A 13,141-nucleotide genomic window follows, 5' to 3' on the forward strand; every position below is an offset into this window, starting at 1 on the left:
CCCATCTTGCAACACTTTGCACCACACCCACGAGACACACGCATAATGGGGGAGTGAGTAAACCCAGACGTAACCGACATTCCGCCGGATCCCCGTTGCTTGGCCCCAAGGCGATAGCTACGGCGCGCGAGGCGCTTGGAGACGTCGCCGCGGACCACGAAATCGGCGACCACATTGGCGTCACCGGCCTGCAAACCAACGTGGCCACCCACCGCTTCAAGGCGAACGTGCCCGGCTACACCGGCTGGGAATGGAACGCCGTGATTGCGTGCGCAACCGGCGCAGACACCATTACCATCAATGAAGTTGCGCTGATCCCGGCAACGGGGGCGCTCGAAGCCCCGGAATGGGTGCCCTACTCGGAACGCCTGCGCCCAGGTGACCTTGGCCCCGGCGACATCATGGAGCTTTCGCCTCAGGACGTCCGGGTGACCGAGGACTCCTTCTCCCGCCACGCCATCACCTTCCCGGGACGAGAGACCAAGCACTACCTGACCGAACAAGGCCTGCGCGACGCTGAGAAACGCTGGCGCACCGGCGACTACGGGCCAAACAGTGAGTTCGCCGAAAAAGCCACCCTGTACTGCCGCAGCTGCGCCTTCTACCTACCCATGGGGGAGCCGGTGGGCGACAACTTCGGTGTGTGCACCAATGAATACTCCGCAGACGGCCACGTCGTAGCAGCCTCCTACGGCTGCGGCGCGCACGCGGACACCGTAGTGGCTGACTAGAACGTGGCAGCGCGCTTTGCACGTGCCTCATTAACCTCCCGATGTGAGGGCACACCGGCGCGCTCAAACAGCAGTCGCGCCGGGCGAGGCATGCCGTACTCAACCCAGGAATCGACCAAGCGGACGCCGTAGACCGGGTCGACCACCCACACCTCACTGTCCTGCAACTGTGATAGGGAGAACCCTTCTGGCTGGGCGTGGACGCACACCCCATGGGCGCGCAGGATATCCACCACACCATCCAACGCGACGGAGCGTGGTGTGTTGGGATGCGAAGAGATATATGCGCAAATGCCATGCGCGCAGACCTGGTCTTCGTGGATAGCAATCAGCGGGTGCATGATGGCGGAGACGACGTTTCCTGCGTCGTTTGCAAGCAAGCCCTCATTCGAAGGCATCTTGGCCAGCTGGGTTTGCTGCCAACCGGAATCCGGGCCCACCTTTTGGGGTGCCGTGCGCTCATCTGGGATCGGAAGCGCCGACATGCTGATCTCCTGCGGGGCTGATGCAAGGGGGCGAAGCGCCAGCGCAGGTGTGCCGTTAGTGATGTGTAAGACTGCCCGCCGAGTTCCGGCAACATCTGCCAGTTGAACACGCAAAGAGTGCATATTCGCTGTGGAAACTCCCAGCTCACGCAGCCGCTGGGCGTACAGCGCTGCATCAATCACGGTGCCTTCTTGCACCACAAAGGTGAAACTATCCACGCCTGCCCTGCTCTGTGTCTTCTCGATGTCTTCTCAGTGTCGGCTCGGTGTCGGCTCGGGGTCGACTCGGTGTGCCGAAAATTATTCGAATTGAAATTGGTTTTTTACACGCAAAGTGACAGTCTATGACAGGCAATATGACAGGCAATAGCCAGTCTTCCGACAACGCACTTGAAAAGGGATCCAAGATACTGTGACCACCCGAGATACCAGCGCGCCTCAAGCAGAAACTGCCGCGCCGCAGCAAACACCTTCCAACCCCGCCGGCGGACTTGACGGCTTCTTCCACATTTCGGAGCGCGGCTCCACTGTCGGCCGCGAGGTTCGCGGCGGAGTGGTCACGTTCTTCGCCATGGCGTACATCGTCTTGCTCAACCCGCTGATCATTGGCACCAGCCCGGACCGTGAGGGCGTGGTGCTTGGCATTCCGCAGGTGGCTGCGGTTACCGCCCTGGTTGCCGGCGTGATGTGCATCATCTTCGGTGTTGTGGCGAAGTACCCCTTCGGCATTGCAACAGGCCTGGGGCTCAACACCCTGGTTGCGGTGACGTTGGTGGGCCAGCAGGGTCTGACCTGGCCAGAAGCCATGGGCCTTGTGGTGATTGACGGCATCATTATTTGTGTGCTTGCCGTCACCGGTTTCCGCACCGCGGTGTTTGAGGCGATTCCGAACTCGATGAAGGTGGCCATGAGCGTGGGCATTGGCATGTTCATCGCCATGATTGGTCTTGTAGATGCCGGCTTTGTCCGCCGCGTACCGGACGCTGCGATGACCACCGTGCCGGTTCAGCTCGGTTTTGAAGGCTCCATTGCTTCCTGGCCGACCCTGGTCTTCGTGCTGGGCCTTGTGATCTGTGGTTTCATGGTTGCGCGCAACGTGCCGGGCGGCCTTTTCATTGGCATCGTCATCACCACGATTATTGCTTTGGTTATTGAGGCGATTGCTGGCGTGGGGTCCTCTGCTGAGGATCCGCACGGCTGGTCCCTTGCGGTGCCGACCATCCCGGAGAGCTTCGGTGGTGTTCCAGATCTGTCCTTGGTGGGCAAGGTTGATCTGGTTGGTGCGTTTATCAACGCGGGCGTGTTGGCTGCCTCCCTGATGGTGTTCACCCTGGTACTGGCGAACTTCTTCGACGCTATGGGGACCATGACCGCGCTTGGCCGCCAGGCTGGCCTGGCAAATGAGAAGGGCAACCTGCCGGACATGAAGCGTGCCCTGATTGTTGAGGGCTTCGGTGCCGTGGCAGGTGGTTTCGCATCAAGCTCTTCCAACACGGTGTATGTGGATTCTTCCGCGGGCATTGCAGACGGCGCGCGCACGGGTCTTGCCAACGTGGTGACCGGTGTGCTGTTCCTGCTGGCCATGTTCTTTACCCCGCTGTATGAGATTGTGCCGATTGAGGCTGCAGCGCCGGTACTGGTTGTTGTGGGTGCGCTGATGATGATGCAGGTTGGCGGCATTGAGTGGTCACGCTTTGACGTGGCGCTTCCAGCCTTCCTGACCATTGTGGTGATGCCGTTTACATACTCCATTGCAAATGGTATTGGTGTGGGCTTTATCGCGTTTACCATCATGGCAGTGTTTGCTGGTAAGGCTCGTGAGATCCACTGGATCATGTGGCTGATTTCTGCGCTGTTTGTTGTCTACTTTGCCCAGGGCCCGCTGCTGGCCATGCTGGGCTAGTGCAGTCTCGCAGGCACAAGAGCATCATGCGTATCGACGACCCGTTATCCCCATCCCTCGACGACATCCGAGACCTGAAACACTCCGATAGTGAGAAACGCCTGGTGATCGCCGAAGGTCCATTGGTGGCGGGTCGTCTTTTGGCATCGCGCTTTCCCATGCGCGCTGTCTTCGGCTTCGGGGGACGCCTGGCTACCTTTCTAGAGGAGCACGGCGAGGAACTTTCGCGCCGCGAAATCCCGGTCTATGAGATCACGCGGGAGATCATGGGGCAGGTTGCCGGGTACGACATGCACCGAGGGCTACTTGCCTCGGCTGACCGTCCGGGCCCGCTCAGTGTGGCGGAGGTGGCAGCCGATGCCCGGACATTGATGATTCTGGAAGGCGTGGGGGATCACGAGAACATTGGCGCCATTTTCCGCAACGCAGCGGGCATGGGCGTAGATGGCGTACTTTTCGGCGCTGCAACAGCAGATCCCTTGTACCGCCGTAGCGTGCGTGTGTCCATGGGCCACGTGCTGCGCACCCCGTTTGCACATTTTGAGGGGACGCCGACCACGTGGCAGCGCGACCTTGAGCAACTGCGCCAGGCGGGCTTTCACATTGTGGCGCTAACCCCGGCACCGGATGCGGTGCTGCTGCGTGAAGCGCTCATGAACCCGGAAACTGCAGCCCCCTATGACAAGGTGGCGTTCATGGTGGGGGCGGAAGGACCTGGGCTCACCGAGCATGCGATGCGCGCGGCAGACGTGCGCGCGCAGATCCCTATGAGCCCCGGGACCGATTCGCTGAATGTGGCAACAAGCGCGGCTATCGCGTTCTACGAGCGCAACCGCTAGGGCCTGTCAGAATGGCGGATGCGCTCTTTGAGCGCTGCCGCAGCACTTTTCACTCGGCGGCGAATGCCGCGGGCGATTCGCTTGGCTGCGGCCACGGAGGCGTCTGCAAGCTCGGCGAACTCATCGCCGTCGTTATCGCTTTGCACGTCATAGTCATCGTACGCGCTGTCTTTTTCCGCAAAGCGGGCGGCAACCTCTTCAACTGTTTTGGTCTTGGAGGGTTTCACCGGCTGCGTGATCTTCGGTTCCGGGCGGCCATCTACCGCATAGCCCACAACATGCACGTCTGGGCTGCCTGCGCGCAGGTCCACACCGATCCAGTTGCGTTCCGCTTCGCGGACCAGATCCTTCGGCTCAAACGGCAGGGTGATGCCGCCGAGCTGTTCGGCTTTCTCACCTGCCCAGTAGGGGGCTTCGAAAGGCTCGGGCAGACCTGAGTCTTCAATCACCCGTTCACGCGTGGCAGTGAGGCTGCGGCGAAGCTCATCGCCCACGTAATGCGAAAACCCACCGAAGTCACTGTCAGTGCCTTCGGCAAAGACGTAGGTATCTGCAGCCGGAAGCGCACGGCGCAGGTAGCCAACCGTGTCGTGAAGTTTCTCCGAATCCTCCACAAAGGTCTGCACCACGGCCACGCCCGGGTAGCCGGCGATATAAAACTCATCACGGCCGGGGCGAGAGGAGCGGTTGAGCGGGAACTGCCCAATTGGTGTGATCGGCCAAGCGGGGTTGATTTGAGCAAGCAGTTTGCGTCCAAACCCGCGGTCCGCTTTTGGCTCTGAAGCCAGAACCTCTTCTGGGTGTGCCGAGGTGACAAACCACACCGTCACAACCACTGGGTAGCTCATTTACGCGGCCGTTTCTGTGAGGTGCGAACGCCCAGCAGCACGTCCTCCCAGTGCGGGGTGACAGCCTTGCGGCGACGCTGCTGCGGCTGCTCTTGCTCATCCGGGTGACGCAGGAAATCGCCTTCGATCTCCTCAGCTTCCACAGCCTCCCCGGCTTCCACAGCCTCCACGCACTGCTCCCGCCTGTCTAGGCTCACTATGGAACGCGGCTGTACAAAGTCCGGATCGGTCAGGTCTTGGGCGACCGCGTCACGGGCTTCAGCAGTGGAAGCCGAACCCATCTGGCGCTTGTATGCCCAGGTTGCTTCATTATCCGTCAGGCCGGCCTTCCAAGAAACGCGGACCACCCATGCATCTCCAGGTTCGCGGGTTGCGTCCCACGTAGCGTCTGCAAGCGAATGGCCCCTTGCCGCGAAAGCGGAGGCGAGGACTTCGAACAGGGTGAGCTTCGCCGGGCCGTCTTCACGCACGGGATGTGCCTGCTTGGCGGCCTCAGCAATCTGCGCGCGCTCCAGGAGCACCGGGTGTGCGTAAGGCTCAACGCGTGACTCCGCAACCCCCATCTCCTCAGCTAACTCCGCGGCGGTAGCTCCAGCGCGGATACGGGCCTGGATCTCATTCGGGCGCATGGTCAGCGCATTGGCGAAAAGGGGATCGGGCTCCGGAAGCGTCTCCGGTGCGGGTGCCGGCTCCGGTTCAGCAGCTGCTGCTTCCTCGGGGGCTGTGGTTAGTTCTTCCAGCGCAGCGCGCGAGAGCTGGTAGCGAACACCATCGTCGTCTACCAGAACGAAGAACTGCTCCGTCGATTCCTCTTCACTGAGATAAAGCTCACGCATAGCGTCCACCTTATCCCAGGACACGGTGCTTACTTTGCGCCCACGCCCTGCCCCAGCAAGGAATCAATTGCGCGGGTCAGGGTAACAATGTCCGTGGTATCAATAGCTGGGAACATGCCGATGCGCAGCTGGTTGCGGCCAAGCTTGCGGTACGGCTCCACATCCAGGATGCCGTTTGCACGCAGTGCCTTCGCCAATTCAGCTGCATCGATGGAATCCGCGAAGTCGATCGTGCCGACCACCAGGGAACGCGACGCCGGGTCCTGCACAAACGGGGTTGCCAGCTCGTGTGCATCGGCCCAGGCGTAGAGGGCCTCGGAGTTTGCGGTGGTGCGTGCAACCATGGCGTCCAGGCCGCCCTCGGCGTTCATCCACTTCACCTGGTCGGCCAGCATGAGCAGGCTGCCAACAGCAGGGGTGTTGTAGGTCTGGTTCTTGCGTGAATTGTCCACTGCCGTCTGCAGATCCAAGAACGCTGGGATGAAGCGGCCTGATTCCTTGATCTTCGCAATGCGCTCAATTGCAGCCGGGCTCATGGCTGCAAACCAGAGTCCGCCGTCGGATGCGAAGCATTTCTGCGGGGAGAAGTAGTACACATCGGCCTCGTTCAGGTCAACAGGGAGGCCGCCGGCGCCGGAGGTGGCGTCGATAAGCACAAGCCCCTCAGCATTTGGACGGACAACCGGAACCATCGCACCGGTGGAGGTCTCATTGTGGGCCCACGCAATGACATCAGCATCCGTGCCATCAAGCTCGCTCGGGCTTGGGGCCGTGCCTGGCTCAGCGGCAACAACCTGCGGTTCCTCCAGCCACGGTGCCTGTGCGGAAGCCTTGGCAAATTTGCCGGAGAACTCACCGAAGGTCAGGTGCGCCGACTTGTTTTCGATCAGGCCGAAGGTTGCAGCATCCCAGAATGCGGTGGCACCACCGAGGGAAAGCACGATCTCATAGCCTTCAGGCAGCTGGAAGAAATCAGCCAAACCTTCGCGCACCTCACCTACAACGTTCTTTACCGCAGGCTGGCGGTGGGAGGTGCCGATGATGTTCGCGCCGCGTACAATAGCGTCGAGCTGTGCAGGGCGAACCTTGGATGGGCCGCAGCCAAAACGGCCGTCGGCAGGAATGAGGTCAGCGGGGAGGGTGGGGTAGGTGCTCATGACATCCTTCGGGGGAGAATCTCCAGAATATTTACAGTGCATTGCATAATATACTTTGCGACGGCCCGTGTAAAGGGTGAGCCCCCCTCCGCCAAGACGAACCATGTCGCTTGCGTCACATACGGTGCTACTATGTTCCATGGTAAAGATCCGCACAACGTGTCCACGTACTTGTAGCGTGTGTCCAAGGTGCGGCAAGTGTCTATGTGGAAAGGGTCACTGTGGCTTCTGAAAACGAAAACAAGGCAGTACTTCACTACCCAGGTGGCGAGTATGAGATGGACATCATGCAGGCCACCGAAGGTAATGACGGTGTTGTGCTTGGCAACCTTTTGAATGAGACCGGCCTGGTTACCTTCGACCCGGGCTATGTTTCTACCGGCTCCACTGAGTCCAAAATTACTTACATTGATGGTGCTGAGGGCATTCTGCGCCACCGTGGCTACGACATTGCAGATCTGGCTGAGAACGCTACCTTCAACGAGGTTTCCTACCTGCTGATCAACGGCGAGCTGCCGACGGTGGAGGAGCTGGACGCATTTAACCAGGACCTGCGCCACCACACCCTCTTGGATGAGGACTTTAAGGCTGCGTTCAACATCTTCCCGCGCAACGCTCACCCGATGGCGGTGCTTGCGTCCTCCGTAAACATTCTCTCCGCCTACTACCAAGACCAGCTCAACCCGCTCGATGAGGAGCAGCTGAACAAGGCGACCGTGCGCCTGATGGCTAAGGTGCCGATGCTGGCTGCATACGCTTACCGCGCATCCCGCGGTAAGCCGTACATGTACCCGGACAACTCCCTGAACCCGCGTGAGAACTTCATGCGCATGATGTTCGGTTACCCGACCGAGGACTACCACGTTGACCCGGTCCTGACCAAGGCTCTGGACAAGCTGCTCATCTTGCACGCTGACCACGAGCAGAACTGCTCCACCTCCACGGTTCGCATGATCGCTTCCGCACAGGCCAATATGTTCGTGGCTGTTGCTGGTGGCATTAACGCTCTGGCTGGCCCGCTGCACGGTGGTGCAAACCAGGCTGTTCTGGAGATGCTGGAAGACATCAAGAACAACCACGACGGCGACGCAACCGACTTCATGAACCGCGTGAAGAACAAGGAAAAGGGCGTTCGCCTGATGGGCTTCGGCCACCGCGTGTACAAGAACTATGACCCGCGTGCAGCCATTGTGAAGGACACCGCACACGAGGTGCTGGAGCACTTGGGCGGTGACGAGCTGCTGGATCTGGCCATGAAGCTTGAGGAGATCGCACTGAATGATGACTACTTCATCCAGCGCAAGCTCTACCCCAACGTGGACTTCTACACTGGCCTGATCTACCGCGCGATGGGCTTCCCAACGGACTTCTTCACCGTGCTGTTTGCCATCGGCCGTCTGCCGGGTTGGATTGCTCAGTACCGTGAGCAGCTGGCGATGAACACGAAGATCAACCGCCCGCGTCAGATCTACACCGGCTACCAGAAGCGCGACTTCGTGCCGCGCGACAAGCGTTAAGCGTTTTCGCGTCATACCGCCGTTTGCTGGACTTCCCTTATACTCTTGGGAGTCCGCTCGGCGGTTTTACTTGTTTTAAGGCTTATCAACGAACAGGAGATAGTGACCTATGGAAAAGCCAATCATTGAGGTACCGCAAGCGCCGGCACCGGTTGACCTGGTTATTGAGGACTTGGTTGTTGGTGACGGTGCTGAGGCTGTCGCAGGTGGCTACGTAAAGGTTCACTACCTTGGCGTGACCTATGACTCTGGAAATGAGTTTGACTCCTCCTGGGACCGCGGTGAGGCTGCGGAGTTTCCGTTGGCTGGTCTAATTGAGGGCTGGCAGGAAGGTATCCCGGGGATGCGTGTTGGCGGTCGCCGCATGCTCACCATCCCGCCGGAAAAGGCCTACGGCCCAGCGGGTGGCGGCCATCCGCTTGCTGGTCGTACGCTGGTCTTTGTTATTGACCTGCTGGACGTGAGATAGGAGCTAAACGTTATGGGTATCCCAGTAACCACGTTGAATGACGGTTATGATTTCCCACTGCTTGGCCTTGGTACTTACAAGCTTGAAGGCGCAGATGTAGAACCGGTTGTGCGCCGGGCAATCGAGCTGGGGTACCGACACATCGATACTGCCTCGTTGTACGGCAACGAGGTTGAGGTTGGTAAGGCGATTCGTGATGCGATCGCTGCGGGGGATGTGACTCGTGAGGAGCTGTTTGTTACCACGAAGCTGTGGAATGATGATCAGCACCGCGCGGGGGAGGCATACCAAGAGTCGTTGAAGCGCCTCGGGCTGGAATTCATTGACTTGTATCTGGTGCACTGGCCGTGCCCGAAGCAGGGTACGTACGTATCCGCGTTTGAGCAGATTGTGCAGCTGCAGGGCATGGGGCAGTTGCAGTCCGTTGGGGTGGCGAACTTCTACGAAGAGGTTCTAGACGAGCTGATCGCAGCTACTGGTGTTACCCCAGTGCTGAACCAGGTGGAACTGCACGCCGGTTTCACTCAGCCCAAGTTGCGGGAGTATCACGCCACACATGGCATTGTGACTGAAGCGTGGGCGCCGCTTGCACGAGGAAAGAACTTTGACGCGCCGGAAATTGCGGCGGTGGCTGAGCGACACGGTGCAACACCGGCTCAGGTGGTGTTGGCTTACCTGATGAAGCTTGGTTGCTCTGTTGTGCCTAAGACCGCCAATTTGGAGCGCTTGGAGGAGAATTTGGGGGCAGCGGAACTCGTGCTTGATAGCGCTGACGTCGACGCCCTCAACTCCGTCGCCGGCGAGCGGCTGTGGGGGAACCCGCGGACGTTCCCGAACTAGTCCGCTCAGGGCCGCGAAAGCGGCAAAGAAAAACGCCTGCACTGTTTATGAACTGTTACGGTGCGGGCGTTTTTTCATGCAGGAAAAAGAACACAGACATATAAATAGCACCAATTAGAGGTGCAGGTCACAGCATTGCTCGGGGGTAGTTTCACCCCCAGCTAGGGAATGAGAAGTCTTAAACATTGGAGACGCTTTGTGTTGTACGTTACATTTTCTGTGTTGCGTTACGTATTTGGCAGCTTTTACTGACCGAACTCGTAACAAGGCGAAAACTTCCTCTAGTTAGAAAGGATTGAGGTCGTGGCTGGATCTACAGCAGTCCCCACTCGTCGTGAGCCCACGCCTGACGAGTTTGTGGCAATGCAACAGAGCCCTGAATTCCAGGAGCTTCGCAGCACATTCCGCGGATTCACCTTCCCAGTGATGATTGTCGCGCTTATCTGGTACCTCTTCTACGTCATCTTTGCCACCTTCGCACCGGAGGTAATGGCACGTCCTTTCCTTGGCTTGAACTTGGGCCTGTGGTTGGGGTTGGCGCAGTTCATTACCACCTTTGCCATCACCTACGTCTATGTGAAGTGGGTGAACAAGAACATTGAGCCGCGTGCGGCACAAATCCGTGAAGAGATGGAGGGCTAACACATGCAGATCTACACCCTCGCTGCCGAGGCGCAGGCCACCGGCAATCCGATTCTGAACATCGCCATTTTCGGCGCGTTCATCATTGTGACCCTGTTCATTGTTACCCGCGCAGGTAAGACCACCAGCGAGTCTTCTGACTTCTACACCGGTGGCGCATCCTTCTCCGGTACGCAGAACGGCCTGGCAATTGCAGGTGACTACCTGTCCGCAGCATCCTTCCTGGGCATCGTCGGCTCCATCGCACTCAGCGGTTATGACGGCTTCCTGTACTCCATCGGATTCTTCGTTGCCTGGCTGGTAGCGCTTCTGCTGGTGGCTGAGCCGCTGCGTAATGTTGGCCGCTTCACCATGGCTGACGTGCTTTCCTTCCGTCTGCGCCAGAAGCCGGTCCGTGTGGCCGCCGCGTTCGGCACCTTGTTCGTGTCGCTGTTCTACCTGATTGCACAGATGGCTGGCGCAGGTTCGCTGGTGTCCGTGCTGCTGGATCTGCACTCCTTTGCCGCACAGGCGATCTGTGTTGCCATCGTTGGCGTTGTCATGATCATCTACGTTCTGGTTGGCGGCATGAAGGGCACCACCTACGTGCAGATGATCAAGGCCGTTCTGCTGATCACCGGCGTGCTGATCATGACCATTCTGGCCTTCGTTTTGGCCAAGGGTGGTCTCAACTCGATCTTCGACCAGGCGATTGCAACCCACGCAGACTCCGCATACCTGGCGGAGAAGGGCTATGACGCGGAAAACATCTTGCAGCCGGGCCTGAAGTACGGCGCAACCACCACCTCCAAGCTGGACTTTATCTCCCTGGGCCTCTCCCTGGTGCTTGGTACCGCTGGTCTTCCGCACGTGCTGATGCGCTTCTACACCGTGCCTACCGCGAAGGAAGCACGTAAGTCCGTGACTTGGGCAATTGTCCTGATCGGTTCCTTCTACCTGCTCACCCTGATCCTGGGCTACGCTGCAGCTGCTTTCGTTGGCCCGGACCGCATCCTGGCTGCGCCGGGTGGTGCGAATGCTGCGGCACCGCTGCTGGCGTTCGAGCTGGGTGGCTCCGTGTTCATGGCGCTGATCGCCGCGGTTGCATTCGCAACGGTGCTCGCCGTGGTTGCTGGTTTGGCAATTACCGCCTCCGCATCCATCGCGCACGACGTTTATGCGGCTGTCCTGCGTGACGGTCAGGCAACTGAAGACGAGCAGGTCCGCGTTTCCCGTATCACCGTGGTTGTCCTGGGTATTGTCTCCATCATCCTGGGCATCCTGGCGATGACGCAGAACGTGGCCTTCCTGGTGTCCCTGGCATTCGCTATCGCGGCATCCGCAAACCTGCCGACCATCCTGTACTCCCTGTACTGGAAGCGCTTCAACACCACTGGCGCGGTTGTGTCGATCTACACCGGTCTGATTTCCGCACTGGTGCTGATCTTCCTGTCTCCGGCAGTATCCGGCACGCCGACCGCGATGTTCCCGAATGCAGACTGGTCCATCTTCCCGCTGTCTAGCCCGGGCATCATCTCCATCCCGCTTGGCTTCCTCGGCGGCATCATCGGCACCTTCCTGGGTAAGCCGGACAACTTCGATGAGCTGCAGGCCGAGATGGAGGTCCGCTCGCTCACCGGTGTTGGTGTGGAGGCTCCGGTCGACCACTAATCCGTGGCATGAAAAAACGGCGCTTGGAAAAGCGCCGTTTTTTCATGCCGTTTTATGGCGTCGTGATCAAGGAGGGGATTAGAGCAAGCCTGCCCAGTCGATCTTCGAAGAGAGCTGACTGCTCGTTGCAATCAGATCCGCTATGGCTGCTGCGTCACTTTGTTGCGGCGTATTCAGCGAAATCGGCGGAAGTGGCGACTGCTGAGGTTGCCCCGGCAGCCACTGGCCCCAGTCGCGGGCGTAGACGTTGTTGATGTCCACCTGGATGCCATCAATGGTCGCTGTCCACTTCGCCTTCTGGTGAATGGTGGTGCGCGGGTGGATCTTGCCGCCAGAACCCCAGTCGTGCTGCCAGAAGTAGCTGCCAATGCCGTCTTCCACACACCACTGGATCACGTTGTAGTTGCCGTATACGCCCATCTGGTAGCCGGCCACGGTCAGCGCTGCTTGAAACGCGCGCAGATAGGGTCGGATCTGGTGGGTGTAGTGGTCCTTGTGCGGGTTGTCATCAATCGCCACATAGATCGGCTTGCCGGTCGGCCCACCGGCAGCACGGTGGAGGCGGATAGCGTCAGGGGCATGCTTGGCTGCCGACGCCGCGCCGCCCAACCAGTCAGCCGTCTCCGCGCGCCCAAACTGGTACACCGAGGCGGTGTAGAGGCCCTGCGCGGCAAAGTCACGGGTCTCAGCCAAGGTAACCGGCTTGCCTAGCATCCAATTCGCGCCCGGTCGGCGCTCAGAAACATAGCGTACGGCACCCATGTGGCCAGCGGCTTTCACGCTTCGTGCAGACGGCACGCCTGCCGAGTAGTCGATGACAGTGCCCACAACACGCCCAGATGCTTGGGCTGCAGCGTCGGGGGAGAAGAGGGTAGACGAGGCGGCGCCAGCCGCGGTTGCGATGGCGGCGGACTTGAGAAACGTCCGGCGAGAATACGAAGATGCAGTCACATCCGTAACGTTAGTCCCATTGGCATCATCTGTGGGCCGCGCAACGCGGCAGGAATGCTGAATGCAATAGCTGTTAGCGGGCAAAAAGAGTGCCCCAGAGAGTGTCCGAAGTCACGACATAGTTGACACAGCGTGACTGGGAGAACCTTCCTGATGGTTGACAGGTCAGCCGCGACATGATTGACACTTAGCTAGGGGAAACTACCTGGGGTGAAGGTTGACACCTCAGCTGCGACATCGTTGACACTCTCCCAACCACCGCGTGGCGCGAAG

13 protein-coding genes are annotated in these 13,141 nt (G+C 59.4%); 8 read left to right on the top strand and 5 right to left on the bottom strand.

Annotated features, from left to right (window positions below; genetic code table 11):
* The first annotated feature begins 53 nt into the window (after window positions 1-53).
* Window positions 54-731 (top strand): DUF3027 domain-containing protein, encoded by a 678-nt coding sequence (locus tag HMPREF3101_RS08995; protein ID WP_083280185.1) that lies wholly within the window; start codon window positions 54-56, stop codon window positions 729-731.
* On the opposite strand, the gene HMPREF3101_RS09000 is transcribed toward HMPREF3101_RS08995, so the two are convergent.
* The gene (locus HMPREF3101_RS09000) at window positions 728-1,435 is read right to left on the bottom strand and encodes a hypothetical protein (RefSeq protein ID WP_070464577.1); all 708 of its coding nucleotides are present in this window, start codon (window positions 1,433-1,435) and stop codon (window positions 728-730) included. The two genes, HMPREF3101_RS08995 and HMPREF3101_RS09000, sit on opposite strands and share 4 nt — an antisense overlap.
* Window positions 1,436-1,628: 193 nt before the next feature.
* On the opposite strand from HMPREF3101_RS09000, the gene HMPREF3101_RS09005 reads away from it, so the two are divergent.
* A complete protein-coding gene (locus tag HMPREF3101_RS09005) occupies window positions 1,629-3,119 on the top strand; it encodes an NCS2 family permease (RefSeq protein ID WP_070464579.1) in 1,491 nt (496 codons plus the stop codon).
* Window positions 3,120-3,145: 26 nt separating this feature from the next.
* Window positions 3,146-3,958, top strand: coding sequence for a TrmH family RNA methyltransferase (locus HMPREF3101_RS09010; protein ID WP_070464611.1), 813 nt, complete (start codon window positions 3,146-3,148; stop codon window positions 3,956-3,958).
* Here the strand turns inward: HMPREF3101_RS09010 and HMPREF3101_RS09015 are convergent.
* The 3 genes from HMPREF3101_RS09015 to serC are packed head-to-tail and all read right to left on the bottom strand — an operon-like array spanning window position 3,955 to window position 6,799.
* A complete protein-coding gene (locus HMPREF3101_RS09015) occupies window positions 3,955-4,806 on the bottom strand; it encodes a DUF6928 family protein (RefSeq protein WP_070464583.1) in 852 nt (283 codons plus the stop codon). The genes HMPREF3101_RS09010 and HMPREF3101_RS09015 overlap by 4 nt on opposite strands.
* Window positions 4,803-5,642 (bottom strand): septation protein SepH, encoded by an 840-nt coding sequence (gene sepH, locus HMPREF3101_RS09020; RefSeq protein ID WP_070464586.1) that lies wholly within the window; start codon window positions 5,640-5,642, stop codon window positions 4,803-4,805. Before sepH ends, HMPREF3101_RS09015 begins: the two co-directional genes overlap by 4 nt.
* A gap of 29 nt (window positions 5,643-5,671) precedes the next feature.
* Complete coding sequence (gene serC / locus HMPREF3101_RS09025) at window positions 5,672-6,799, bottom strand: phosphoserine transaminase (protein ID WP_070464590.1); 1,128 nt, start codon at window positions 6,797-6,799, stop codon at window positions 5,672-5,674.
* A gap of 221 nt (window positions 6,800-7,020) precedes the next feature.
* Here serC and HMPREF3101_RS09030 point away from each other — a divergent pair, with 221 nt between their 5' ends.
* The 5 genes from HMPREF3101_RS09030 to HMPREF3101_RS09050 all read left to right on the top strand — a co-directional run bounded on the left by HMPREF3101_RS09030 (window position 7,021) and on the right by HMPREF3101_RS09050 (window position 11,917).
* Window positions 7,021-8,316 carry a citrate synthase gene (locus HMPREF3101_RS09030; protein WP_083280187.1) on the top strand — a complete coding sequence of 432 codons (1,296 nt, stop codon included), beginning with the start codon at window positions 7,021-7,023 and terminating at the stop codon, window positions 8,314-8,316.
* A 109-nt stretch (window positions 8,317-8,425) separates the two neighbouring features.
* Window positions 8,426-8,785, top strand: coding sequence for an FKBP-type peptidyl-prolyl cis-trans isomerase (locus tag HMPREF3101_RS09035; RefSeq protein ID WP_070464593.1), 360 nt, complete (start codon window positions 8,426-8,428; stop codon window positions 8,783-8,785).
* 12 nt (window positions 8,786-8,797) lie between these two features.
* Window positions 8,798-9,625, top strand: a complete 828-nt coding sequence (locus tag HMPREF3101_RS09040) for an aldo/keto reductase (protein ID WP_070464596.1) — start codon at window positions 8,798-8,800, stop codon at window positions 9,623-9,625.
* 363 nt (window positions 9,626-9,988) lie between these two features.
* Window positions 9,989-10,267: a DUF485 domain-containing protein gene (locus HMPREF3101_RS09045; protein WP_083280188.1), complete on the top strand. Its 279-nt coding sequence runs from the start codon at window positions 9,989-9,991 to the stop codon at window positions 10,265-10,267.
* A 3-nt stretch (window positions 10,268-10,270) separates the two neighbouring features.
* Window positions 10,271-11,917: a solute symporter family protein gene (locus HMPREF3101_RS09050; protein WP_070464600.1), complete on the top strand. Its 1,647-nt coding sequence runs from the start codon at window positions 10,271-10,273 to the stop codon at window positions 11,915-11,917.
* Window positions 11,918-11,995: 78 nt separating this feature from the next.
* Here HMPREF3101_RS09050 and HMPREF3101_RS09055 read toward each other — a convergent pair whose 3' ends face one another.
* On the bottom strand, window positions 11,996-12,868 hold the full coding sequence (locus tag HMPREF3101_RS09055; RefSeq protein ID WP_070464603.1) for a DUF1906 domain-containing protein: 873 nt from the start codon (window positions 12,866-12,868) through the stop codon (window positions 11,996-11,998).
* Window positions 12,869-13,141 lie beyond the last annotated feature (273 nt).

The organism is Corynebacterium sp. HMSC29G08 (genome assembly GCF_001806875.1).
In the GTDB taxonomy this organism is placed as follows: domain Bacteria; phylum Actinomycetota; class Actinomycetes; order Mycobacteriales; family Mycobacteriaceae; genus Corynebacterium.

Coding starts and splice junctions, on each gene's coding strand:
- HMPREF3101_RS09045 (WP_083280188.1), top strand. CDS start 9,989: ATGCAACAGAGCCCTGAATTCCAGGAGCTTCGCAGCACATTCCGCGGA.
- HMPREF3101_RS09040 (WP_070464596.1), top strand. CDS start 8,798: ATGGGTATCCCAGTAACCACGTTGAATGACGGTTATGATTTCCCACTG.
- HMPREF3101_RS09010 (WP_070464611.1), top strand. CDS start 3,146: ATGCGTATCGACGACCCGTTATCCCCATCCCTCGACGACATCCGAGAC.
- sepH (WP_070464586.1), bottom strand. CDS start 5,642: ATGCGTGAGCTTTATCTCAGTGAAGAGGAATCGACGGAGCAGTTCTTC.
- HMPREF3101_RS09035 (WP_070464593.1), top strand. CDS start 8,426: ATGGAAAAGCCAATCATTGAGGTACCGCAAGCGCCGGCACCGGTTGAC.
- serC (WP_070464590.1), bottom strand. CDS start 6,799: ATGAGCACCTACCCCACCCTCCCCGCTGACCTCATTCCTGCCGACGGC.
- HMPREF3101_RS09050 (WP_070464600.1), top strand. CDS start 10,271: ATGCAGATCTACACCCTCGCTGCCGAGGCGCAGGCCACCGGCAATCCG.
- HMPREF3101_RS09015 (WP_070464583.1), bottom strand. CDS start 4,806: ATGAGCTACCCAGTGGTTGTGACGGTGTGGTTTGTCACCTCGGCACAC.